Origin of the sequence: Sphingomonas sp. YR710, assembly GCF_900101455.1 — a bacterium.
Lineage (GTDB): Bacteria > Pseudomonadota > Alphaproteobacteria > Sphingomonadales > Sphingomonadaceae > Rhizorhabdus.
The window spans coordinates 468,475-490,488 of the sequence record NZ_FMZJ01000001.1 but is presented as its reverse complement, the minus strand read 5'-3'; the positions used below and the strand labels follow the sequence as shown (position 1 = coordinate 490,488).

Genomic DNA, 22,014 nt, shown 5'->3' with positions numbered 1-22,014 from the left:
CCCCGTCTTGACCCACCAATGACATCCGAAACATAATCGCAAGGTGGGTCACTTCTCGATGAAAACCCCGGGTCACTTCTCAGCAGCAATCAACAGTGCATCCAATCCCGTTGCGGTGGACTCACATCACCACCACTCAGAGGTACATGACGGGCGGGCCAGTGGCAGGCAAGCATTACAAACGAAATTGGTCCATTTTCGACCCAATCGATCGGACTCGCTCAGGGGCTCAGCTTTCGGCAAGCGCGTCGATGCGGGAGAGTTCTGCAGCTGCTGCGGCGCGGTGACGCACCCAACAAGCCACCGAGCGGTTCAGTGCCCATCGAGCACTTCACGCGCACGTAACGGCCCAAAATCCCGGAGACACTGACGTGAGCCTCCGACTCTCGTCCACGCGTGCAGAGTTCGACCAGTGCCCGCGTCCGACCTAAGGCCCATGCGCTGACAATCTGCTGACAACCCTCCAATTAGGAGCCTTTGTCAGCAGGGCTCCCCGTTCGGGGAAGTACATATCTCACAGAAATTAAGGAACAATGCTGGTGCTGCCGGTGAGGATTGAACTCACGACCTCAGCCTTACCAAGGATGCGCTCTACCACTGAGCTACGGCAGCATCGCCAGCATGTTGCGGGCGGCCGGCGATCGGTGATCCCCGGCGGTCGCGGCGCTATGGACAAGAGCGTGGCCGCCGTCAAGGCAGCTTGCGCGCATTCCGGCGAAGCGATTACATCGAGCAATGGCAGCAGGATCGAAATCGGCCGCGGACGAGCGCGCGGAACGCCTCGCGCAGGCGCTCAGGGACAATTTGCGCAGGCGCAAGGCACAGAGCCGCGAGCGACAGGTCGAAGATTGCGATTCGACCGCCCCGGATTCCACCGATCAATAAGGCCGCTCGCCGATCACATTGCCGCCCTCGACATAGCGGCACACCAGGATCTCATCTTCCTTGCTGTGCGCGATCGCGCAGCCAACCTCGGTCGTCGATTTCCAGATAAGCTGGGTATAATGGCCGACGTCGCGCCAGCGGCCGGTGGTGCTGTTGCGCGGGAACGGGCCGTTGACGAAGATCTTGCGTTCGTCGACCCACAGATTCACCATCTGCTCGGGCGTGTAATAATCTTTTGTCCCGCGCCAGAGGTTTTCGCCCTCGACCTCGCCGCCATCGTCATAATCGGCATCGTCTGCATGTTCGAGGCCGTCCATCGTCGTGAGCTCTTCGGCCCATTGCGCCGCACGCGCGGCCAGCTTGTCGTTCCACTTCAGCGGCGGAATGCCCAGACGCTGGCGTTCAGCATTATGCGCCGCGAGCAGGCGCGCATCGACATCCTGCGGCGTCCAGAGCGGCGAATTGGCGCCCAGCAGCCCCCAGGCCAATGATGCCGTCAGGATCCGAGCGGCGATCACGCGCCACTTCTCCAACATTCCCGCGAGTTCCTGCCCACATCTGTTGTTACGCGCCGTACCGCGAACGTCGTGTATCCGTTCGATAGCCCGCTGCGATGCTATGCGTGATTTATGCCTGTTGACCAAGCAGTTCAAGATTGCGCGCGCAACGGTGCCGTTGCCACGTGCATCCATTCGCGGGCTGCCTGATCGAGCTGCGGCCCCGTCAAGCCCCGCACCTGCGCGTGATAGGCATCGATCCAGCCGATCTCGCCATCATCCAACATCGTCACATCGATTAATGTACGATCATAAGGTGCAAAGGTAAGCGTTTCGAAACCGAGCATTTCCTTCTCCGCGCCATCGATCGGCTTCATAACGGTCAGGATCAGATTTTCGATCCGGATGCCATATTCGCCAGCCTTATAATAACCGGGCTCATCGGACAGGATCATGCCGGGTGCGAGCGGCTCGTCACCGCCGCCGAACGTCGCGATCCGCTGGGGGCCTTCGTGAACCGACAGATAGGCGCCGACGCCATGGCCGGTGCCATGCGCATAATCGAGCCCCACCGCCCACAGATATTGCCGCGCGAGAATGTCGAGCTGGCCGCCACGAGTCCCCTTCGGGAAAGTCGCGCGCGCCAGCGCGACATGGCCCTTGAGGACGCGCGTATAGCGATCGCGCATCTCCGCCGTCGGCGTACCGATCGCCACCGTGCGCGTGACGTCGGTGGTGCCGTCCTGATATTGTGCGCCTGAATCCACCAGATAAAGCGTGCCCGGCAGCAGCGGCCGGTTGGTCGCCTCGCTCGCCCGATAATGGACGACGGCACCGTTCGGCCCGGCCCCCGAAATCGTATCGAAAGACAGATCGCGCAACAGCCCGGTTTCCTTGCGGAACGCCTCGAGCCGATCGGAGGCGATCAGCTCGGTGAGGCCGCCCTTCGGAGCCTCGACCGACAACCAGTGCAGAAAGCGCGTCAGCGCCGCACCATCGCGCGCCTGCGCGGCCTTGTGCCCGGCAATCTCGATCGCATTCTTGATCGCCTTGGCCAGCACGACCGGATCGCGCGCCTCGATCAGCTTCGCGCCGCTCGCCTGCACCGATTCGAAAATCGCCGCGACCGCACGTTCGGGATCGGCGGCGACCGTCTTGCCGGCCAGCGCACGCAGCGCCGGCTCGAAGGCCGAACGATCGTGGAGCCGCACGCCATTGCCGAGATGCAGCTTCACCGCATCGTCGAGCTTGTCGGGCGCGACGAACAGATCGGCGGTCGCATCGGCATGGACCAGCGCATAGGCCAGAGCGACCGGCGTCCGATCGACATCGGCGCCACGCACGTTGAACGTCCAGGCGATCGAATCGAGCGCGGACAGGACGGCCGTGTCGGCGCCCTGCTGGACCAGCCAGTCGGCGATATCGGCGCGCTTGGCGGCCGAGGATTTGCCGGTCAGCGAGTCCGGCTGCACGATGAGACGCGCCTTCGACGGTGTCGGCCGATCGGGCCAGATCGTATCGACCGGATTGGTATCGACGGCGACCAGTTCAGCCGCCTTCCCCGCCAACGCCGCGCGCGCCGCGGTTACCCAGCCTTTGGTATGGAGCCAGGGGTCATAGCCGATGCGCCCGCCATCGGGGGCATGTTCCCTGAGCCAGTCCGACGTGCTCGTCTGCGGCACCGACTGATAGCTCCAATGGGATGCGTCAACCTGCTCGCGCACCTGCAGCGTATAGCGTCCGTCGACGAAGATCGCCGCCTCGGCCGGCAGCACAACCGCCGATCCCGCCGAGCCCTGAAAGCCGGTGAGCCAGGCGAGCCGCTGCGCGTAGGCCCCGACATATTCGCTCATATGCTCGTCGGTCAGCGGCACGACGAACCCGTCAAGCCTGCGCCGCGCCAATTCCTCGCGCAGGGCTTTCAATCGGTCTTCATAGCTGGACATTCGGGACTCGCCTCTGATCTATATGGGGGCAAGATAAGCATGGTGCGCCGCGCACGCCAGCAGGGTTCGACCGCGTCGTGATGCAGACGAAGGCGCGCGACGTTAAAACAGGCTATCACTTTGCTTTTTAAGCCCTCTCCCGCTCGCGGGAGAGGGTTGGGTGAGGGTCTTCTTCTACTTTCTTCTCGACGCCTTGGCCTTCGGGCAGGCAAACAGAAGAAAAAAGACCCTCATCCAACCTTCTCCCGCGAGCGGGAGAAGGCTTAAGAAGATGACTCACGCGTATAAGCCTGCGCTGGAATGACAAGAGAAGAGAGCACCCCTTTTGCAGAATCCGCCCATCGCCGAACAGCGTCCGCACAGCAGCACGCGCCACGGCATCACCATCGAAGACCCCTATTTCTGGCTCAAGGATCAGAAATATCCGGTCGTCGACGATCCCGACGTCCTCGCATATCTCACCGAGGAGAACGCCTGGTTCGAAGCGGCGATGAAGCCGCACGAAACGCTGGTCGAGACATTGTTCGCCGAGATGAAGGGCCGGCTGAAGGAAGACGATGCCGGCGTGCCGCAAAAGGATGGCGACTGGCTCTACTGGTGGGCATTCAAGCCGGGGAGCCAGTATAGGATATGGTATCGCAAGCCCATCGCCGGCGGCGATGATGCGATCATCCTCAATGAGCCGGCCGAGGCGGCGTCGGCCGAATATTTCCGGCTGCAGGTGCTTTCGATCAGCCCCGGCGGCCGGCTCGCGGCATGGTCGTCCGACACAAATGGCTCCGAACGGTTCGTCCTGAAGATCCGCGATCTCGCGACCGGGGTGGACATCGAGACGGTCAGCGTGATCACCAACGGCGCCGTCGCATGGGGGACGGATTCACGCAGCCTCGCTTATACCGAGGTCAACGAGCATTGGCGCACCTATCGCGCGCGGCTCCACATATTGGGCACCGATCCCGCGACCGATACCACGCTCTATGAGGAGACCGAGGAACTCGGCTTCAACGTCGGCCTCGGCACGACGCACGACCGGCAATGGATAGTGATCGCGACCGGCGACAACCAGACCAGCGAGATCCGGATGGTGCCGGCCGCCGATCCTGCCGCCGCACCGATCCTGATCAGCCCTCGCCGCGAGAAACGCGAATATTCGGTCGACAGCGCGCATGGCATTCTCTGGATCCTGACCAACGACGATCATGTCAATTTCCGCATCGCCCGCGCCGATCCGGCCACGCCGGACCAATGGGAGACGGTGATCGCCGGATCGGAGCAGGTCTATCTGCGCGGGATCACCTGCTTCGCCCGGCATATCGCGATCAGCGAGCGGGTCGATGGGCTCGATCAGATCCGGCTGCGCGGCTACGACGGCAGCGAGCATCGCATCGCCTTCCCCGAGCCGAGCTACACGGCATCGCTCGCGTCCAACCCCGAATATGATCCGCCCGCCTATCGGCTATCCTACGCATCGATGATCACGCCGCAGACCGTGTACGATTATGACCCCGACGCGCGCACGCTGGCGACACGCAAGGTCCAGCAGATCCCATCCGGCTATGATCCCTCGCTTTACGCGACCGAGCGGCTGATGGTGCCGGCGCGCGACGGCCGGCAGATCCCGGTTTCAGTGGTCTATCGCAAGGGCGTCGCGAAGGATGGCGAGGGCAAGCTGTTCCTCTACGCTTACGGCGCTTATGGCCACGCGATCCCGCCGGGCTTCTCGACCGTGCGGCTGAGCCTGCTCGATCGCGGCTGGGCCTATGCGATCGCCCATATCCGGGGCGGCGACGATCTGGGCTATGACTGGTATCTGCAGGGCAAGGCCGAACAGCGCTGGAACACCTTCCACGATTTCGTCGATGCGGCGAAGGGCCTGGTCGCCGCCGGCTTCACGAAGCCCGGCAGGATCGCGATCAATGGCGGATCAGCCGGCGGCGAGCTGATGGGCGTCGTCGCCAATACCGATCCCGACCTGTGGGGCGCGGTGGTGGCCGACGTGCCGTTCGTCGACGTGCTCAACACGATGCAGGACGAAAGCCTGCCGCTCACTCCCGGCGAATGGCCCGAATGGGGCAATCCGATCACCGACAGGGCCGCGTTCGAATTAATTCGCAGCTATAGCCCCTATGACAATGTAATCGCTCAACACTATCCACCGATGCTGATCACCGGCGGCCTGAACGACCCGCGCGTCACCTATTGGGAACCGGCAAAATGGGCGGCGAAGCTGCGCGCGACCAAAACCGACAGCAACACGCTGCTGCTCAAGATCAATATGGGCGCGGGCCACGGCGGCAAATCGGGGCGTTATGATTCGCTGCGCGAAGATGCCGAGGCCTATGCGTTCGTGCTGACTCAGACAGGAACCGGCCAAGGCGCCGACTGATCGCGCCTCCGACGGAAAGATGCTCCTGCGAAACCCGCGCGACGCCAATCGGTCATCATATCGTCCTGCTGCGGACAGGAAGGTTACGTAATGTGCTCGGATCCGAGGCCGGAGATATGTTGGCCATGGACCTGATCCCGCTGTGTTCGATTCGAATCTCCCCATGAAGCCGCTCGTCGATCTGAGCGGCAAGCGCGGGTTGATCGTTGGCATCGCCAACGAGAGCAGCATCGCCACCGGATGCGCCGAGGCGTTCCGCGGCTGCGGCGCCCGGCTCGCGGCAACCTATCTCAACGAGAAGGCCAAGCCGTTCGTGGCGCCGGTGGCCGATCGGCTCGGCGTCGAATGGATCGCGCCGTGCGACGTGCGCATCCCCGGACAGCTCGAAGCGCTGTTCGATCGCATCAAGGACGATTGGGGCGGGCTCGATTTCCTGCTCCACTCGATCGCCTTTGCCCCGCGCGACGATCTGCACGGCCGGGTTGTCGATTCGTCGGCCGAAGGGTTTGCGACCGCGATGGATGTTTCGTGCCACAGCTTCCTGCGCATGGCGCGCCTGTCCGAACCGTTGATGCCGGATGGCGGCTGCCTGCTGTGCGTGACATTCTACGGATCGGAACGGGTGGTCTCCCATTATAACCTGATGGGCCCGGTCAAGGCCGCACTCGAAAGCACGACCCGCTACATCGCGGCCGAACTGGGCCCGAAGGGCATCCGCGCCCATGCGATCTCGCCCGGACCGATCGCGACCCGCGCGGCAAGCGGGATCGAACAGTTCGACGAACTGCTGGAGCGGACCGCCGCGTCGGCGCCGGAGCATCATCTCGTGGACATCGGCGATGTCGGCGCGCTCGCCGCCTTCCTCGTCAGCGACGCCGCCCGGCATATCACAGGTACGATCATCCCCGTCGACGGCGGTCAGCACCTGCTCGCCTGAAAGATTATTCCCGCGCCGCGCGGAGCGCCGCACCGGCGGCAAAGGGGGCGCCAGCGGTCAGCAGCAACGAGGTCGCGGCGAGCAGCTTGATCGCCCCCATGCCCTGATCGCCGAGCGCCCCAGCCCCGAAGATCAGCAGCGGCACCGCGAGCGGCAGCATGACGAGGCCGGCCAGCGCCCCTGCTCCACGCAAACCAAGGGTCAGCGCGCTGGTCATCACGCCCAGTGCCGCCAGCGCCGGCGTTCCGATCATCAGTCCCAGTTCGAGCCGGAGCAAGCTGGCGCCCTCCAGCCGCAGCAAACCCGCCGCCGGCAAGGCCGCGAGCAACAAAGGCGGCCCGAAACCAAGCCAGTGCGACGCGATCTTGGACGCGGCGATGCCTTCGTCGCTCAGGCCGCGCACGACATATTGATCGAGCACGCCAGCCTCGGCATCGGGCGCGATCAGCCGATCGATCGGCAACAGGGCCGCCAGCAAAGCCGCCATCCACAAGGCGCCGCCACCGACCCTGGCCAGCAATGCGCCATCGGGGCCGACCGCGAACGGAAACAACGTCGCGACCAGCAGGAAGAAGACCAAGGGCAGCATCGCCCCGCCGCCTTCGAACGCCCTCCGCACGTCGCGCCGGATGATCGTCCACCAGATCACAGCGCAATCTCCAGCGGGTCGATCAGGCCCAGCGGCTGATGCGTCGCCGCCAGCACGATGCCACCGGCTTCGCGATGCACGGCCATCGCCGTCGCCAGCCGCGCCAGCGAGGCGCTGTCGAGTCCGTTGCTAGGCTCGTCGAGCAACCAGATCTGCGCGCCGCCCGCCACGATTCGGGCCAGCGTCGCCCGCTTCCTCTGGCCGGTCGACAGCATCCGTACCGGCACTTCGGCCAGCCCGGCTATGCCCATGGCCGCCAGCCCGCGTTCGACATCGGCGGCCCCCCGGCCGTCGAGCTTCGCCCAGAAGGCCAGCGCATCGCTTAATGTCTGGCGCGGATCGAGCGCCGCCGCCTCGCCGGCAAAGGCGATCGCGCCATTATGGATGATCCTGCCCGCCGCCGCCGGCAGCAGACCCGCCGCCATCCGCAGCAGGCTCGATTTGCCTACGCCGTTCGGGCCGGTCAGCAGCGCCGCCTGCCCCGCCTCCAGCGCGAAGCTGCGATCCTCGAACAGCAGCCGCCCGCTGCGCAGACAGGCCACCGATTCGAACGCCAGCCGAACCGCGCTCACCCGGCCAGTTCCTCCAGCGCGTGCATGTCCGCATCGGACAGCCCGAAATGATGCCCGATCTCATGGATCACGACATGCGCGACCAAAGCCTCCAGCGCGACATCGGTATCGATCCATTCGTCGATGATCGCGCGACGGTACAGGTGGATCATGTCGGGCATCGCGGCGATATCGCTCACCGATTTCTCGCCGACCGGCCGGCCGGTGTAGAGGCCGGTCAGATCGAGCGGATGTTCGATGCCCAGTTCCGCCAGCACCTCATCATCGGCCATCTCCTCGATCCGCAGGACCACATCGCCGAGATGTTCGGCAAAGGCGGCCGGCAGCCGCGCGATCGTCGCGCGGGCGATCGCCTCGATCCGATCGGCATCGGGCGGCAGGGTTTGACCTTCGCTCATCATCTCGCGACATAGAGGGGGAATTCACACGAAGCCACAACAGGATATGCCATGCCGATCGAAGCCCTGGACGAAGCCGAACGCAACGATGCGCTCGATGGCGTGCCCGATTGGGATTATGATGAAGCGCGCGATGCGATCAACCGTCGCTTCACCTTTGCCGATTTTTCGGCCGCTTTCGCCTTCATGACGCGGGTCGCGCTGCTCGCCGAAAAGGCTGATCACCATCCCGAATGGTCGAACGTCTGGAATCGGGTCGATATCATGCTCACAACACATGATGCCGGCGGACTATCGCACCGCGACATTGCGTTGGCCGAAGCGATCGACGCGCTCCTCGAGTAAGACCGCGCGCCTTATCGCTTGGTCGAGGGAGCCATCAGCCCGATCCGGTCTTCCTCGGCAATGGCCTGCCATGCGTGGGTCACCGCCGCGCGCGTCCCACCCAGTGCATCGGCCGCCGCGATCATCTGCTCGGCCGTCGGCCACTCACTGAAGCGATAAGCTCCATATGAGCCCTCGACACATTCCGGACCCGGCTTGGCAAGGAAAGACGAAGGCCGGGCCCGCTCCATGGCTTCAGCCGTCGCCAACAGCCTTTCGCGCAGGATACGCCAATCCTGTTCTGCCTCTTCGTTTGCGCGGAGGGCATTTTGATAAGCCGTTACAGCGGACATGGAGCCTCGAAGGAAAGACCGTCGGAAGATCCCGGCGCGCCATCATTGCAATGCAACATCATTGTTTCAAGGCTGAAATGCGGAAAATCCCGTAGCCGCGCGCACGGCCTGCCGCTCAGCAGGCTCAATCTATCGCTCGTGCGGATCGTCCAGACCAAATATGACGCCCCCTTGGCCCGAAGGCGGAGCGATCGGCCGTCCGTCGGGGTTCAACCGTCCCAGACGGCTCTCATCCTCCCGGGTTGACGGCGCGACGATGATCGACTGGCCCGCGGCAAAGCGCTGCAGATGATCCATCACGCTGTCGGCAAGCGCGATCGGCCCTTCGAAACCGATCAGGGTCCGCGGCTGCCCGATACCGAAGACGATCGTCTTCAAACTGCACAGCCACAGGGTCAGCTGCAGATTTTCGACATTCACCGATCGCCGGTCGGTCTGGACAGATCCGGTAAAGCGATTCCCGGCCGATGCGCTGAAGCTGGAAAAGGTCCCGCTCAGTTCAAGGATGGCGAGCGTCGATTCCATATCGTTGCGTCCCCACAGCAAATGGGCGCCGCGCTGGATATAGATTGCGATGGTCAACAGGATGCCGGCCCAGGATAGCTGATCGACCGGCATATGATGATCGATGATCGCACCGGCCGCATGGCGGCAAGCCAGGAAAAATCCGATCCACGCCGCCGCGCCAAGCAGGGTCAGTATCGTCAGGAAACGATAGCCCGGTTTGGTGAACGCCTCGGCGATGGTTGCCGGCAACAAGCGAATATCGACCTTCGGCCGGCTTTCCTCGCAATGCACCGAATGGAAGGATCCGGTGTTCTGGCTGCCGATCCCGCTCCCGCCGCCGGCATAGCACCAGCTGTTGCGATTACCGGCGATCTCCGCAATCTCGCGCGCGAACTGGCCGCCAATATCGTCGGGGCTGAAATTGATCGGCTGAACAATCTGGCGGCAGGCCGGCGGGGTGCGAACGGGGATCCAGCTCTGATCGACGATCACCAGCAGCATCAGCACGCAACAGGCGATGAACATCGCCAGCGCGACCGAGACCTTGGCCGTCACGTGGAAAGCGCCGAGATCGGGCAAGGCGTGGCCGGCCAGCCCCAGCGCGACCGGCAGCAGCGCCGAGAGCATCAGCAGCGCGATGTAGCTCGCCGGCCCGAACGGGATCAGCCGTCCGTTGCGCAGCGCCTGCGCCACCACCACCGCGATGTTGATCCCGTAAAGCAGCCCCACCCATGGCGCCGCCGCGCTGTTCGACAGCAGGAACAGGCTGACCAGCATGCCGAGGCCGATCGCCAGCATCAGCACCAGATTGGTGAATTCTGCCTGCGCCATGCGCTGCAACGGCACCGGCGCCCGGGCCAGCCGATCGGACAGCGAAATCATCAGCGTGCCCAGCGGATCGCGCGGCGGATGGACCGGCAGCGCATTCTGGCGGATGCGATCGATCAGCACGTCGGCTTCGGCACTGCCCTGCGTGCTGCCGCGGGCGACGAGCGGCGCCAGCGGCACGATATCGTCGAGCGTCCGCACGATCCTGAGCTGGCGCATCGCGTGCGCGCCCAGCCAGACCACCGCCGCCATCATTGCCGCGAACACGCCCAAACCGACGATCGCCATCACCCGCTCATGCCCGCGCAGCGCATCGCGTATGTCGACCAGCGTCTCGAACGCCAGCAGCACGCCGATCAGCGCTGCCACGATGAGGCAGATATTCTCGAATTTGTATGGATTGGGCAGATCGACCGACGCGCCCGGATCGATTTCAACTGCGGCCATTCGACGTCCCCCGTTTCGGCGCCTTCATAGAGCCGAGCGGCTATCGATTGTCCAGATTGGAAAGACGGCTCCAGATCGTGGAGACGTAGGATTTGCGCGCCTGACGCCGGCCGATGGCCGGCGTCAGCCTCAGCCCGGACCGCGTTCAGGCATCGCCATACATGCCGTCGAACGCCGCTTCGATCGCGACATGCCGCGCATGAGCCAGCGGCCACCAGCCCCGGCCATGTGTGATGATATAGGGCGCGTTGCCCTCGATACCGCTCAGCACGCGCTCCGCCAGTTCGTCGACCGTCCCCACTTCGCACGGACTGGAATGCGCCGGCGGGCTGTCGCTCACGCTGCGGCCGGGCGGCAGCCGCATGTCGCCGCCAAGCTTCATGCTGTTTTGCGCGATGCCCGTCGTCGTCTGCCCCGGACAGAGAATGGACACACCTACGCCGTGCGGCGCGAGCTCGACGCGCAGCGTTTCGGAAAGGCCCACGACGCCAAATTTTGCGGCGGCGTAGCTGCCGCCGATCGCCTGGCTCGGCGCGCAGATCCCCGCCATTGATGAGGTGTTGAGAATATGACCGTGGCGACGTGCGCGCATGTCGGCGGCAAATGCCGAAACGCCGTTGAACACGCCGGTCAGATCGACAGCGACGATACGATCGAAGGCCTCGGGCGCCATATCGGCAATCTCATAGCCGAACGAGGCGATACCGGCATTATTGAACAGCAGATCGACGGGGCCGAAGGCCGCTTCCGCTTCCGCCTTGGCTTTCGCCCATCCGGCGCGGTCGCGCACGTCGAGCACGACACCTCGAAAGGCTTCGCCCTCGGTCGCCAGCACGGCATCGATCGCCGCACCGTCGATATCGGCAATGGTGATGCGCAGGCCCTTGGCTGCCAGCGCCTTGCCCACGCCGAGGCCGATGCCGCTGGCGCCGCCTGTGATGAAGGCATGCTTTGCCTGTGCGAGTTCCACGTCCCTCTCCCTCTTATCTTATCTGTATCCGCGGGCTTTGCATGACCCGCAGCACCCGAAGTCGCAAGGCGTTACATCGCTTTTTCATACGACGGTATATCGGCCATGCTCTTCAGATATGCGTCCAGCACCTTGCTGGGCGCATGGATCTTGCGCAGCGTGCGTGCGGGACCGCCGCCCTCGACATAGGGCCGGCCATGCTGAGCAGCCATATTGTCCCAGATCACCAGATCACCGGTACGCCACTGATGGGCGATGACCCATTCCGGACGGTACATGTGCTCGAACAGCTGATCGAGCAAGGCATCGCTTTCCTTCTTCGGCAATCCCACGATTTCGCGGGTCTGCTGCTCGCACACATAGAGCATGATTTCGCCGGTGCGCGGATGCGGCATGGCGATCGGCTTCACCGTTTCGCGCAGCTTGCTCCACTGCGGCTGGATCAGCTGATCTTCATATGCCGTATTGCCGCGCCCCTGCTGTCCGCTTTCATGACGCGCGCTGAGCCCCTTCAGGCGTTCCTTGAGATCGTTGGGAAGCGCTGTCCACGCGTGAATGATGTTGGTGAAAGTGGTCGGGGTCGACGGCTGCTGCGCTTCCACCGCATAAAGCGATGGCGTCTGGAAGGCGATGTCCGACCACATCATGTCGGAATGGTACATCAGCCGCCCATAAGGCGCGCCGCCATCCTCTTCCTTGTTGGAGACATAGGAAAAGCGCTCGGCATCGGTGCCCTGGGGCGCGCTCATGTCGCCGCCCGCCTGAAGGATTTCGACGATCTCATGCTGCCTGGCCACGCTGAGGTCGATGTCGCGAAATACCAGCATGACGCGTTCGTCGAACGTCCGGCTCAACCGGTTCCAGCTTTCCTGATCGATCTCCGCCTGCGGGTCGAAGCCGATGATTTCGGCACCAACGGTCGGGCTGAGATTGCGGACTTCAAATTGCGTCATGCTGCTCTCCTTCCTCCGCATCCCGCGGAGGCATCAATTCCATAAGCACCCGGATTCGCCGGCCATTCGACCTAGCATCTACTATGTCCACCTTTGAGCATATCGCGAAATCAGGTCAAATTCTTATTCAGGAATTTTGCGACCAGCCGATCGAAACGCCGCCGCCGAAAAGCGCTCTTACGATCAGGGCGGCGTTCCTGATCGCAGGCCGGAATGACAAGCATGGAGAATTTCAGGGACGTGGAGAATTTCAGGGACGCAATACTTAATTGAGCGCGCTATTCGCTATTTGATATTGCGTCCCCGAAATAGGGGCCGCCCGCACCTCAATCCCGCGACCAGCGCGCGAAGATTGCCGTCGGCAGCAACAGCCCGCGCGCTTCCTCGCGCACCGCCATTTCGCCGACCTCGATGGTACCGCCCAGATCGGCCATCGTCTGGCGCAGCAGTTCGCCGATCGCGAGCGCCGACATGCGCACGGCATAGACGGTCAGCACCAGGAAGCGCGATTTCTCGTCGAGCAAGCGGCGGCAGTCGGCGATCAGGGCCGGGAGATTTTCCTCGAGCCGCCAGATCTCGCCGGTGGGCCCGCGCCCGAATTTCGGCGGATCGAGGAAGATGCCGTCATAACGCCGCCCGCGCCGTACCTCGCGCGCGGTGAATTTGGCGGCATCATCGACCATCCAGCGAATCGGGCGATCGGCCATGTCGGACAGGAAGGCATTGGCCTTCCCGGCCTCGACCGATTTCTTCGACGCGTCGACATGGGTCAGCCGCGCGCCCTTCGCCGCCAGCGCCAGCGTGCCGACACCGGTATAGCCGAACAGGTTCATCACCTCGGCCTCGGGCTCGGTGCGCTCGCGCATCCATGTCCATTGCGGCGCCATGTCCGGAAAGAAAGCGAGATGACGGAAGGGCGTGTTCTGCGCGGTGAAACGCACCTCTTCCCATCTCATATGCCAGCCGCCCCATGGCACGTCGCGCGACAAATGCCATTTGCCGCCGCCATCCTCATCCGAAGCGCCGATGAAATCGCCATCGGCTTCCCAGTTTTCGGAGGCCGGCGCCCACATCGCCTGCGGTTCGGGACGGATGAAACGAAAACGGCCATAACGTTCGAGCTTGCGTCCGTGGCCGCTATCGACCAGCCCGTAATCGTCCCACGATTCGGCGATCAATGTCTGCAATTGCATCAGGCGGCGGCCTTGAGCGCGGGGCCCACGGTCGCGATCGTCTCGGGACCGGCAAGCATGCGCTTAGCTGCATCGCGGACCTGATCGAGCGTAACGGCATTAATCCGCGCGACTATCGCGGCGGGATCAAGCGGCGCGCCATAAACCAGAGTCTGGAACCCCAGTCGATCGGCGCGCCCCTGCACCGATTCGAGCGCCATCAGGATCGCGGCGCGGATCTGCGCTTTCGCACGGGCCAGTTCGGCTTCGGTGAAGGTTTCCGCCGTATCGCGCACGACGTCGCGGGCAAGGCTCGCAGCGCTGACGGCCTCCCGCCGCGCCGTCGCCAGATAGGTGGTGAACATGCCGGTGTCGCGCCAGCCGGCCAGCGAACTGCCGATCGAATAAGCCAGCCCGCGATCCTCGCGCAGCGCCTGGAACAGCCGCGACGACGATCCTTCGCCCGCCGCCGAGGAAAACAGCATCAGCGGATAATAATCGGGGTCGAAATAGCTGACGGCTTCATGGCCGAACAGGATATGCGCCGATTCGAGCCGGCGCTTGTCGACGAAGGCCCCACCGCGATAGGCGGCCTTTTCGACCACCGGGCGTGGCGCGGACTCCAGATCGCCGAAGCGACGCTCGGCGATATCGACCAGCGCGTCGAAATCGATCTTGCCGGCCGCCGCCAGCACCATTGCCTGCGGGCGATAATGGGCACGCGTCCAGCCGCGCAAATCGTCGACCGTGATCGCGTCGATGCTCGTCTCAGCGCCTAATACCGGCCGGCCGAACGGCTGATCGGGCCATGCTGTGCTGTGAAAATGATCGTTGATGATATCGTCCGGCTGATCGCGCGCCTCGCCAAGCTCCTGCAGCACGACATCCTTTTCGCGCACAAGATCCTCCGCATCGAAATGCGGCTTGCGGATCAGATCGGCAATCAGTTCGACGCCCAGCCCCAGATCCTCGGCGAGCAGCCGAGCCTGAAAGGCGGTCTGATCGCGCGAGGTGAAGGCGTTCAGATAGCCGCCGACATTTTCGACCGCCTCGGAAATCTCACGCGCCGAACGGCCGCCCGCGCCCTTGAACACCATATGTTCGAACAGATGCGCGAGGCCGTTGAGCCGCGCATCCTCATCACGCGCGCCGCAATCGACATGGAGGCCGACCGCCACCGTCTCGACACCGGCCATCGGCTCGGCCGCGATGGTGAAGCCGTTGGGCAGGCGGTGCAGCCGGGGGCCGGGCAGGATAGTCAGGCTGCCACCCCCGCCTGTTCGGCGACGAACGCCTCGATCGCGCCGATTTCGGCCGGCAGGGTCGCGTAACGTTCGGTTCGGTCGAACAGGCCGCCAATCCGCGCCGGCAAGGACGGCCGGATCCCGGTCGCGCGTTCGACGGCGTCGGCAAACTTCGCCGGATGTGCGGTCGCCAACGTCACGATCGGCACGTCGGCCGGGAGATTGGCGGATTGCGCCGCGGCCAGGCCGATCGCCGTGTGCGGATCGATCACCTCGCCCGCGCGGTCGCAGGCCCAGCGCATCGCCAGTTGCATCGCATCGGCATCGATACGCGCGCTCGCGAACAGCCCGGCGGCGGCGGCACGCATCGCCGGCGCCAGTTCGAGGCGCTTGGTCGCCTCGAACCCGTGCATCGCTGCCGCCAGCGCAACGCCGTCACGCCCGTGCAGATCGAACAGCAGGCGTTCGAAGTTCGAACTGACCTGAATGTCCATAGACGGTGCCGCCGTCGGGCTCACCGTACCCACCGAATAATCGCCGGCGGAAAGCGCGCGGTGGAGGATGTCGTTGACGTTGGTGGCGACGATCAGCTTCGCCACCGGCAAGCCCATCTTCGCCGCTACATAGCCGGCGAAAACGTCACCGAAATTGCCGGTCGGCACCGAGAAGCCCACCTCGCGATCGGGCGCGCCCAGTCGGACGGCTGCGTAGAAATAATAGACGATCTGGGCCATCAGCCGCGCCCAGTTGATCGAATTGACCGCCGACAGGTTGAACCTGCTCGCGAAATCGCGGTCGGCGAACATTGCCTTCACCAGCGCCTGCGCATCATCGAAGCTGCCTTCGATCGCGATATTGTGAACGTTGGGCGCGAGCACAGTCGTCATCTGCCGCCGCTGCACGTCGGATACGCGCCCCAGCGGATGCAGCATGAAGATGTCGACCTTCGCCCGGCCGGCCAGCGCATCGATCGCGGCCGATCCGGTGTCACCGCTGGTCGCGCCGATCACCGTCAGATGGGTATCGCGCTTCGCGAGGAACCGTTCGAACAGCAAGCCGAGCAATTGCAGCGCGACGTCCTTGAACGCCAGCGTCGGCCCATGGAACAATTCGAGCAGCCATTGCTGATGATCGAGCTGCTTGAGCGGCGTCACCGCAGCGTGCGAAAAACGGCCATAAGCGGTCTCGCACAGCGCCTTCAGATCGGCATCATCAATGGCGCTGCCGATAAACGGCCGCATCACCGCAACCGCGGTATCGGCGTAGGACAGGCCGCGCAGGGCCGCGATCTCGGAGGGTGAAAAATGCGGCCACGCTTCAGGCACGTACAGACCGCCATCGGCGGCCAGACCGGCCAGAGTGACATCTTCGAATCCGAGGCGGGGCGCGTCACCCCTGGTGCTGACATATTTCATGACGCGCGCGCCTTAGCGCCCGGCGCCCCGGCGGGCAAGGATAACGGGTGATTGCCCCGCTTACGCAGGCGCCAGGATCACTCCTTCCCCTTCATCCGTGCCTTTTCCGCCTCATCATCATAGCCCGATGACGGCGCAGGATCCTTGCCTTTGCCCGGTTGAGTGTTGGACGGCGGATCTGACGTGGGGAAGCTTTCGTCGAGCGCGACGTCGAGCTTCGCATCCTCATTGTGCGGATTGCGCGCCAGTTCCTTGTCGTCGGTCGCGTCATGGGCGGTGCGAATATGAGTGGTCGGATTGCCCTTCGGCAGCGAATCGGTGGTCATGGGATTGTCCTTCCGGCATGTGCCTGTATCAAGACCAACGCCCTGCCCCCGCGCCTGTTCCGGCGAGGTTCCGAACCTGAACTTTCGATGAACAGCCAGTCCAGTTCGACCAACATCACGCATTTACCGCGCCTCCCGCGCAGCGTTGCGATATAACAGCACGATGACATCCGATATCAAATGCGGGCGCGGAGCTTCGGTCCATCCGCGTGTCGCTCTGCTTTCCATCCTCTGCTTCTGGCTGGTCTATTTCGTTATCGCGACGCTCCGGTGGCTGGGCGTCGGCGGCGGGCATCAGCTCGAAATGCTTGCGGCGCGCGGCTTCGTTATCATCGGTTCGATGGCGGCGACCTATATCGTCTATCTGGCGATGCGGCCACTCGCGACACGATCGCTGGCGACCAACATCACGGCGGTGGCGCTGCTCGCGGTGCCCGCTGCCATCGCTTATTCGTCGATCAACTGGCTCGCCTTCCGCCAGATCGATCATCGGATCGCGATGGAGGAGACGCCGAACGGCCACAAGATCATCATCAAGACGGTGGAAGACGCCGAACAGCTTCGCGAACGTGCCCAGGCGGCGCGCGACGCAGCGCAGGAAATGCGCGACGCCGCCCGGGAGCAAGCGGACGCGGCCCGCGATGCCGCCCGCGAATCGCGCGAGGCCGCGAAGGAGGCGATCCGCAATGCCCAGGAAGCCGTCGAAGAGGCCCGCAAGCATGGCGTGAACATCCAGATCCCGGTTCCGCCGATACCGCCCGTTCCCCCGATTCCGCAAATTCCGCAACAGGCGATGACGATCCAGGTGGGCGGCGGCGCAACCGACGCAAAAAAAGAAAAGGAGATGTCGGTCACCGCGCAAATCGCGGACCAGGCGATGAACGGTTATTTCTTCTTCATTGCCTGGGGCGCGCTCTATCTTGCGCTGTCTTATGCCGCCGCCGTTCGCAGTGCAGAGCGCGAGGCGGCGGGATATCGCGCCGCTGCCCGCGATGCCGAGCTGCGCGCGCTGCGCTATCAGGTCAATCCGCATTTCCTGTTCAACACGCTCAATTCATTGTCGAGTCTCGTACTCAAGGACAATCGCGACGAAGCCGAGCAGATGATCCTCAATCTCGCGACCTTCTTTCGCACCAGCCTCACCGCCGATCCGACCGACGACGTGTTGCTGTCCGAGGAGATCCGGCTGCAGCGGCTCTATCTCGATATCGAGGCTGTGCGCTTTCCGAAGCGGCTGATCGTCGACATCACCATTCCCCCGTCATTGCTCACCGCCTGCGTCCCGTGCCTGATCCTCCAGCCATTGGTGGAAAATGCGATCAAATATGGTGTGTCCCGGTCGAAACGCCCAGTCACAGTACGTGTTTCGGCGCGCGAGGATTCGCATGGATTGGTGCTGACGGTGGAGGATGATGGCGATCCGATGACCGAAGGCGAATCGGGCAAGGGCACCGGCGTCGGGCTGAAGAACGTCACCGACCGGCTTCGCGCGCGCTTCGGGGAGGATGCTGCATGCCGCTACGGCCCGCTTGCCAATGGAGGTTTCAGCGCGACGATTTTCATGCCACTCATCCGGCATGGCTGCTGAATCACCGATACGAACTCTCGTCGTCGACGATGAACCGCTGGCAATCGAACGACTGCAGATCCTTTGCGCCCGCGAACCGGCGATCGATCTGGTCGGCACCGCTTCGGATGGCGAGGCCGCGCTCCGCCTCATTGAGGCGCTCGAACCCGAAATGCTGCTGCTCGACATCGCCATGCCGGGGCTCGACGGCATCGGCGTCGCCCGCGCGGTCGAAAAGCTCGACCGGCGACCGGCGATCGTCTTCTGTACCGCCTTCGATCAATATGCGGTGGCGGCATTCGATCTGTCGGCGACCGACTATCTGCTCAAGCCAGTGGCGCAGGATCGATTGGGTCGCGCGGTGGCTCGCGTGATCGATCGGCGACGTGCTCCGATCGGGGACCCGACACCAGCGTCGGAATATGCTGTGGAATTCTGGGTTCCGCACCGTTCGGAAATGATCCGGATCGCAACACAGGATATCGACCGGATCGAGGCCGAGCGCGATTATATGCGCCTCCACCTCGGCCCGCGCAGTTTCCTGCTCCACCAGACGATCACCGAACTCGAACGGCGGCTCGATCCCGCGCAATTCATCCGGCTGCACCGATCGACCATCGTCCGTCGCGACGGCATCTCGCGGCTTAGCCATGACGGCATGGGCGTGTGGCATGCCGTCATGAAGGACGAAAGCCGGATCAGGATTGGACGGACCTATCTGCCGGCAGCCAGAACCTTGATGGGACGATAGGCACCCATTTTCGAACTACAGCGCTGCCAGCACCGTATCGCCCATCTGGGTGGTCGTCATCCTGCCGCCAAGATCCGGCGAGCGTGCGCCGCCTGCCAGCGCCTTTGCGACGGCCGCCTCTATACGATCAGCCTCGGCCACCAACCCCAGCGAGTAGCGCAGCATCATCCCAGCCGAGAGGATCGTGGCGAGCGGATTGGCCTTGCCCTGGCCGGCAATATCGGGTGCCGAACCGTGGATCGGCTCGTACAGGCCCTTCTGCGCGCTATCGAGCGATGCCGACGGCAGCATGCCGATCGAGCCCGCGCACATCGACGCCTGATCGGACAGGATATCGCCGAACAGATTGCCGGTGACGATCACGTCGAACTGGCCGGGATTCCGCACCAGCTGCATCGCGGCATTGTCGACATACATATGGCTGAGCTCGATATCGGGATATTCCGAGGATATCTCGATCACCACATCGCGCCACAATTGCGACGTTTCGAGCACATTGGCCTTGTCGACCGAGCAAAGCTTGCCTTTGCGTACGCGTGCGGTCTCGAAGCCGACCCGCGCGATCCGTGCCACCTCGTCCTCATTATAGGACATGATATCATAGCCTTCGCGACGACCGGAGGCGGTCTTGCGCATTCCTTTTTCGCCGAAATAGACATCGCCATTGAGTTCGCGGACGATCACCATGTCGATCTGTTCCGCAACCTCGGGCCGCAGCGCCGATGCATCGGCCAGTTCGGGAAACAGCCGGGCGGGCCGCAGATTGGCGAACAGCGTCAGTTCCTTGCGCAGGCCCAATATCGCCTGCTCCGGCCGCAAATGGCGTTCGAGCTTGTCGCAATCAGGATCGCCGACCGCGCCGAACAGGATCGCATCGGCCTTGCGCGCCAGATCGAGCGTCGCCGGCGGCAGCGGATGGCCATGCACCTTATAGGCAGCCCCGCCAACAGCCGCAGTTTCAAACGTCAGCCGGTCGCCGACGACGGCCTTCAGCACACGCGTGGCCTCCGCGACGACTTCGGGACCGATCCCGTCACCGGGAAGGAGGGCGATGAGCATGACGTTTTCCTCGAAGCTTCAGTTTATCGCGCGCGGCCATGCCCTGCCACATGGCTGCATGCAAGATGTTGCTCAGCCGATAAGCCGCCGGATCCGATCGATCAGCCTTTCGCGCGCCGCCCAGGGATCGATTCGACGATCGCCCAGGATATCGCGTCGCAGGAAATAGCCGGTGAGGCGGAAACCATCGACGATATCCGGCCAGTCACCCTCGCCCTGCCCGCTCAGCAAAAATGCCGGCAGCGGAAGCAGCCGCTCCGCGTGCGCGGAACCGGCAGCCCGCGAGACGGCGGCGGCGCTCCTGGGGCTGACGAACGCCAGATCATCGCGCGATCCCGTTGCCACGCAGGCCGACAGATCGAGCCCGAAGCCGAGTTCCGACAGAAGCAACAATTCATAGCGCACGGCCGCCGCCGCCCAGCCGCGCGCGGCCGGCGCATATTCGATCGCGGCCAGCACGCCGTCCAACGCCGCATATATGTTCGGAAAGGCCTGCGCCTCGGGCAAAGCGATCGCCGTCAGCGCGCAGAGCCAGTCGATCGCGGCCGCCGGCAACGGTTCGCCCAACAGCCCACCGCGGCTGTGAATGAGTTCGACTGTGAGGCCCGGCAATTGCTCCTCGGTCCGCGCGCGATATTCGGCCTCAAGCAGATTTCCGGCCATCAACACGGGGCGCTGCCGCCGCGATCGCCCGCCGCGCACATAGCCCGCCAGCAAGCCATGTTCCGGCGTCAGCGCACGCGCGATCGCGCCATGTTCGCCATGCGGCAGCACCGAGCATAATATCGCGGATGTCCGAACCAGCATCATGCGAGCATGGCGCGATCGACCGGCACTGTCACGCCGGATGACAGACTCTCAGCCGGCGCGCTCGGCGACCTGATTGGACCAGATTTGTTCGACGAGCCGCCCGAGCCGGCGCCATGACATCGACGGCAGCAACTGCGACGGAATATCGAGATCAATATCGTGCAATTCGGAAAAAAACGCCGTCGGAAAGCGCGCACGTTCTCTCGAAAGATAATCGCACAGCGCCTCGAACCGACGGACATGGACCCGATTCGGAGCCGTTCCGAAACGATTGGCGAGTTCGAAACTATGGCTGACGATGTTGACAACCGGCTGGCTCGCCTGATCCGCATGTTCGATCGCCGCCCGCAATTCATTCATCGAAACGGCGCAAATCTGTAGATGCCGGGACGAAGATCCGTCGGAGATCAACGTCACGGGAATTTCAACTATGCCGTGATGCTCGATTGGCGTGGTCTGATCGACCGGCAGATCGATCGCGCTCGGCCACGGGTGCTGATGGCCGTTATGGCTGCTATCGTAGCGAAATCCGAGCGAGGCCAGTGCACGCAGCGTATCGCTGTTCGCCGCATAGCTGCCCGCACGAAATGCAACCGGCTCGGGCACCCCCGCCTCGACCAGCAGATCGCGGGCGCGCGCTATCAGGTCGCGCTGGGCCTGCTCGTCATATTCGTTGAGTTCGAACGCGCTGGTCGTCTGACCGTCCGCGGCACCAAACCATTGCGGATGCAGGTGTAATTGCACCTCCTGTCCCGCCGACAGGATCGGATCGACCATCCGCTTGATCGGTTCGATGCCGTAAACGCAGGCTGGCACCGGATCGACGAAGAAGCAGGCCTTCAACGCATGCTGCGCCAATATCCGCAGTTGATAGCCGACGCCGACGCCGGCGGCCTCATAGGACCGTTCATAGGAGGATTGCCAGTCGTTCCAGCCCTCGCCGGGCCGCCAGGTCAGCTCGGTATCGATCGTGACGAGGACGCGCGTCGTCACCGGTCTGTTCGGCCGAAAATGGGGG

At 63.7% G+C, this 22,014-nt stretch carries 22 protein-coding genes and 1 tRNA gene; 6 read left to right on the top strand and 17 right to left on the bottom strand.

Annotated elements, in window-relative coordinates:
- Nucleotides 1-537: 537 nt before the first annotated feature.
- The 3 genes from BLS13_RS02400 to BLS13_RS02390 form a co-directional block, all read right to left on the bottom strand.
- Nucleotides 538-612, bottom strand: a tRNA-Thr gene (locus tag BLS13_RS02400).
- Nucleotides 613-878: 266 nt separating this feature from the next.
- Nucleotides 879-1,421 (bottom strand): CAP domain-containing protein, encoded by a 543-nt coding sequence (locus tag BLS13_RS02395; RefSeq protein ID WP_093449459.1) that lies wholly within the window; start codon nucleotides 1,419-1,421, stop codon nucleotides 879-881.
- A 113-nt stretch (nucleotides 1,422-1,534) separates the two neighbouring features.
- Nucleotides 1,535-3,328, bottom strand: a complete 1,794-nt coding sequence (locus BLS13_RS02390) for an aminopeptidase P family protein (RefSeq protein WP_093449458.1) — start codon at nucleotides 3,326-3,328, stop codon at nucleotides 1,535-1,537.
- Nucleotides 3,329-3,653: 325 nt separating this feature from the next.
- On the opposite strand from BLS13_RS02390, the gene BLS13_RS02385 reads away from it, so the two are divergent.
- Complete coding sequence (locus BLS13_RS02385) at nucleotides 3,654-5,714, top strand: S9 family peptidase (RefSeq protein ID WP_093449456.1); 2,061 nt, start codon at nucleotides 3,654-3,656, stop codon at nucleotides 5,712-5,714.
- Nucleotides 5,715-5,877: 163 nt separating this feature from the next.
- Entirely contained in the window at nucleotides 5,878-6,651 is a 774-nt protein-coding gene (fabI, locus tag BLS13_RS02380; RefSeq protein WP_093449541.1) for an enoyl-ACP reductase FabI, read from the top strand.
- A 4-nt stretch (nucleotides 6,652-6,655) separates the two neighbouring features.
- On the opposite strand, the gene BLS13_RS02375 is transcribed toward fabI, so the two are convergent.
- Genes BLS13_RS02375 through BLS13_RS02365 form a run of 3 tightly spaced genes read right to left on the bottom strand, consistent with a single transcriptional unit; the run spans nucleotide 6,656 to nucleotide 8,270 of the window.
- A complete protein-coding gene (locus BLS13_RS02375) occupies nucleotides 6,656-7,300 on the bottom strand; it encodes a heme exporter protein CcmB (protein WP_093449455.1) in 645 nt (214 codons plus the stop codon).
- The gene (ccmA, locus tag BLS13_RS02370; RefSeq protein ID WP_093449453.1) at nucleotides 7,297-7,872 is read right to left on the bottom strand and encodes a heme ABC exporter ATP-binding protein CcmA; all 576 of its coding nucleotides are present in this window, start codon (nucleotides 7,870-7,872) and stop codon (nucleotides 7,297-7,299) included. The genes BLS13_RS02375 and ccmA overlap by 4 nt, the downstream gene beginning before the upstream one ends.
- Nucleotides 7,869-8,270 (bottom strand): metallopeptidase family protein, encoded by a 402-nt coding sequence (locus BLS13_RS02365; protein ID WP_093449452.1) that lies wholly within the window; start codon nucleotides 8,268-8,270, stop codon nucleotides 7,869-7,871. Before BLS13_RS02365 ends, ccmA begins: the two co-directional genes overlap by 4 nt.
- 51 nt (nucleotides 8,271-8,321) lie before the next feature.
- On the opposite strand from BLS13_RS02365, the gene BLS13_RS02360 reads away from it, so the two are divergent.
- Nucleotides 8,322-8,615, top strand: a complete 294-nt coding sequence (locus tag BLS13_RS02360) for a 4a-hydroxytetrahydrobiopterin dehydratase (RefSeq protein ID WP_093449450.1) — start codon at nucleotides 8,322-8,324, stop codon at nucleotides 8,613-8,615.
- A gap of 11 nt (nucleotides 8,616-8,626) precedes the next feature.
- Here BLS13_RS02360 and BLS13_RS02355 read toward each other — a convergent pair whose 3' ends face one another.
- The 4 genes from BLS13_RS02355 to BLS13_RS02340 all read right to left on the bottom strand — a co-directional run bounded on the left by BLS13_RS02355 (nucleotide 8,627) and on the right by BLS13_RS02340 (nucleotide 12,652).
- Nucleotides 8,627-8,947, bottom strand: a complete 321-nt coding sequence (locus BLS13_RS02355) for a hypothetical protein (RefSeq protein WP_093449449.1) — start codon at nucleotides 8,945-8,947, stop codon at nucleotides 8,627-8,629.
- 129 nt (nucleotides 8,948-9,076) lie between these two features.
- The gene (locus tag BLS13_RS02350) at nucleotides 9,077-10,729 is read right to left on the bottom strand and encodes a hypothetical protein (RefSeq protein WP_093449447.1); all 1,653 of its coding nucleotides are present in this window, start codon (nucleotides 10,727-10,729) and stop codon (nucleotides 9,077-9,079) included.
- A 145-nt stretch (nucleotides 10,730-10,874) separates the two neighbouring features.
- Nucleotides 10,875-11,699, bottom strand: a complete 825-nt coding sequence (locus tag BLS13_RS02345; RefSeq protein WP_093449446.1) for an SDR family oxidoreductase — start codon at nucleotides 11,697-11,699, stop codon at nucleotides 10,875-10,877.
- Nucleotides 11,700-11,770: 71 nt separating this feature from the next.
- Complete coding sequence (locus BLS13_RS02340) at nucleotides 11,771-12,652, bottom strand: TauD/TfdA dioxygenase family protein (RefSeq protein WP_176943390.1); 882 nt, start codon at nucleotides 12,650-12,652, stop codon at nucleotides 11,771-11,773.
- Between the two features lie 83 nt (nucleotides 12,653-12,735).
- Here BLS13_RS02340 and BLS13_RS02335 point away from each other — a divergent pair, with 83 nt between their 5' ends.
- Nucleotides 12,736-12,921, top strand: coding sequence for a hypothetical protein (locus tag BLS13_RS02335; RefSeq protein WP_093449443.1), 186 nt, complete (start codon nucleotides 12,736-12,738; stop codon nucleotides 12,919-12,921).
- Nucleotides 12,922-12,978: 57 nt separating this feature from the next.
- Here the strand turns inward: BLS13_RS02335 and BLS13_RS02330 are convergent, their stop codons facing one another.
- The 4 genes from BLS13_RS02330 to BLS13_RS02315 all read right to left on the bottom strand — a co-directional run bounded on the left by BLS13_RS02330 (nucleotide 12,979) and on the right by BLS13_RS02315 (nucleotide 16,809).
- Entirely contained in the window at nucleotides 12,979-13,845 is an 867-nt protein-coding gene (locus BLS13_RS02330; protein ID WP_093449441.1) for a class I SAM-dependent rRNA methyltransferase, read from the bottom strand.
- Nucleotides 13,845-15,020 (bottom strand): M16 family metallopeptidase, encoded by a 1,176-nt coding sequence (locus tag BLS13_RS02325; RefSeq protein WP_093449440.1) that lies wholly within the window; start codon nucleotides 15,018-15,020, stop codon nucleotides 13,845-13,847. Before BLS13_RS02325 ends, BLS13_RS02330 begins: the two co-directional genes overlap by 1 nt.
- A 62-nt stretch (nucleotides 15,021-15,082) precedes the next feature.
- Complete coding sequence (thrC, locus tag BLS13_RS02320) at nucleotides 15,083-16,483, bottom strand: threonine synthase (RefSeq protein WP_093449438.1); 1,401 nt, start codon at nucleotides 16,481-16,483, stop codon at nucleotides 15,083-15,085.
- Between the two features lie 77 nt (nucleotides 16,484-16,560).
- Nucleotides 16,561-16,809 carry a hypothetical protein gene (locus BLS13_RS02315; protein WP_093449437.1) on the bottom strand — a complete coding sequence of 83 codons (249 nt, stop codon included), beginning with the start codon at nucleotides 16,807-16,809 and terminating at the stop codon, nucleotides 16,561-16,563.
- Between the two features lie 163 nt (nucleotides 16,810-16,972).
- Between BLS13_RS02315 and BLS13_RS02310 the strand changes: the two genes are divergently transcribed.
- Together BLS13_RS02310 and BLS13_RS02305 are read left to right on the top strand one after the other, a co-directional pair.
- Nucleotides 16,973-18,397: a sensor histidine kinase gene (locus tag BLS13_RS02310; RefSeq protein WP_256325662.1), complete on the top strand. Its 1,425-nt coding sequence runs from the start codon at nucleotides 16,973-16,975 to the stop codon at nucleotides 18,395-18,397.
- Nucleotides 18,387-19,127 (top strand): LytR/AlgR family response regulator transcription factor, encoded by a 741-nt coding sequence (locus BLS13_RS02305; RefSeq protein ID WP_093449435.1) that lies wholly within the window; start codon nucleotides 18,387-18,389, stop codon nucleotides 19,125-19,127. Before BLS13_RS02310 ends, BLS13_RS02305 begins: the two co-directional genes overlap by 11 nt.
- 15 nt (nucleotides 19,128-19,142) lie before the next feature.
- On the opposite strand, the gene leuB is transcribed toward BLS13_RS02305, so the two are convergent.
- The 3 genes from leuB to BLS13_RS02290 all read right to left on the bottom strand — a co-directional run bounded on the left by leuB (nucleotide 19,143) and on the right by BLS13_RS02290 (nucleotide 21,989).
- Nucleotides 19,143-20,186 (bottom strand): 3-isopropylmalate dehydrogenase, encoded by a 1,044-nt coding sequence (leuB, locus tag BLS13_RS02300; RefSeq protein ID WP_093449434.1) that lies wholly within the window; start codon nucleotides 20,184-20,186, stop codon nucleotides 19,143-19,145.
- A 72-nt stretch (nucleotides 20,187-20,258) separates the two neighbouring features.
- Nucleotides 20,259-20,996, bottom strand: coding sequence for a DNA repair protein RecO (recO, locus tag BLS13_RS02295; RefSeq protein ID WP_093449432.1), 738 nt, complete (start codon nucleotides 20,994-20,996; stop codon nucleotides 20,259-20,261).
- A 48-nt stretch (nucleotides 20,997-21,044) separates the two neighbouring features.
- Nucleotides 21,045-21,989 carry a polysaccharide deacetylase family protein gene (locus tag BLS13_RS02290; RefSeq protein ID WP_256325661.1) on the bottom strand — a complete coding sequence of 315 codons (945 nt, stop codon included), beginning with the start codon at nucleotides 21,987-21,989 and terminating at the stop codon, nucleotides 21,045-21,047.
- Nucleotides 21,990-22,014 lie beyond the last annotated feature (25 nt).

Bases quoted from the DNA above. Each gene is read 5' to 3' on its own strand.
- BLS13_RS02395 (WP_093449459.1), bottom strand. From the start codon at position 1,421: ATGTTGGAGAAGTGGCGCGTGATCGCCGCTCGGATCCTGACGGCATCA.
- BLS13_RS02390 (WP_093449458.1), bottom strand. From the start codon at position 3,328: ATGTCCAGCTATGAAGACCGATTGAAAGCCCTGCGCGAGGAATTGGCG.
- fabI (WP_093449541.1), top strand. From the start codon at position 5,878: ATGAAGCCGCTCGTCGATCTGAGCGGCAAGCGCGGGTTGATCGTTGGC.
- BLS13_RS02365 (WP_093449452.1), bottom strand. From the start codon at position 8,270: ATGAGCGAAGGTCAAACCCTGCCGCCCGATGCCGATCGGATCGAGGCG.
- BLS13_RS02360 (WP_093449450.1), top strand. From the start codon at position 8,322: ATGCCGATCGAAGCCCTGGACGAAGCCGAACGCAACGATGCGCTCGAT.
- BLS13_RS02355 (WP_093449449.1), bottom strand. From the start codon at position 8,947: ATGTCCGCTGTAACGGCTTATCAAAATGCCCTCCGCGCAAACGAAGAG.
- BLS13_RS02350 (WP_093449447.1), bottom strand. From the start codon at position 10,729: ATGGCCGCAGTTGAAATCGATCCGGGCGCGTCGGTCGATCTGCCCAAT.
- BLS13_RS02340 (WP_176943390.1), bottom strand. From the start codon at position 12,652: ATGACGCAATTTGAAGTCCGCAATCTCAGCCCGACCGTTGGTGCCGAA.
- BLS13_RS02335 (WP_093449443.1), top strand. From the start codon at position 12,736: ATGTCCACCTTTGAGCATATCGCGAAATCAGGTCAAATTCTTATTCAG.
- BLS13_RS02330 (WP_093449441.1), bottom strand. From the start codon at position 13,845: ATGCAATTGCAGACATTGATCGCCGAATCGTGGGACGATTACGGGCTG.
- BLS13_RS02325 (WP_093449440.1), bottom strand. From the start codon at position 15,020: ATGGCCGGTGTCGAGACGGTGGCGGTCGGCCTCCATGTCGATTGCGGC.
- thrC (WP_093449438.1), bottom strand. From the start codon at position 16,483: ATGAAATATGTCAGCACCAGGGGTGACGCGCCCCGCCTCGGATTCGAA.
- BLS13_RS02315 (WP_093449437.1), bottom strand. From the start codon at position 16,809: ATGACCACCGATTCGCTGCCGAAGGGCAATCCGACCACTCATATTCGC.
- BLS13_RS02310 (WP_256325662.1), top strand. From the start codon at position 16,973: ATGACATCCGATATCAAATGCGGGCGCGGAGCTTCGGTCCATCCGCGT.
- BLS13_RS02305 (WP_093449435.1), top strand. From the start codon at position 18,387: ATGGCTGCTGAATCACCGATACGAACTCTCGTCGTCGACGATGAACCG.
- leuB (WP_093449434.1), bottom strand. From the start codon at position 20,186: ATGCTCATCGCCCTCCTTCCCGGTGACGGGATCGGTCCCGAAGTCGTC.
- recO (WP_093449432.1), bottom strand. From the start codon at position 20,996: ATGATGCTGGTTCGGACATCCGCGATATTATGCTCGGTGCTGCCGCAT.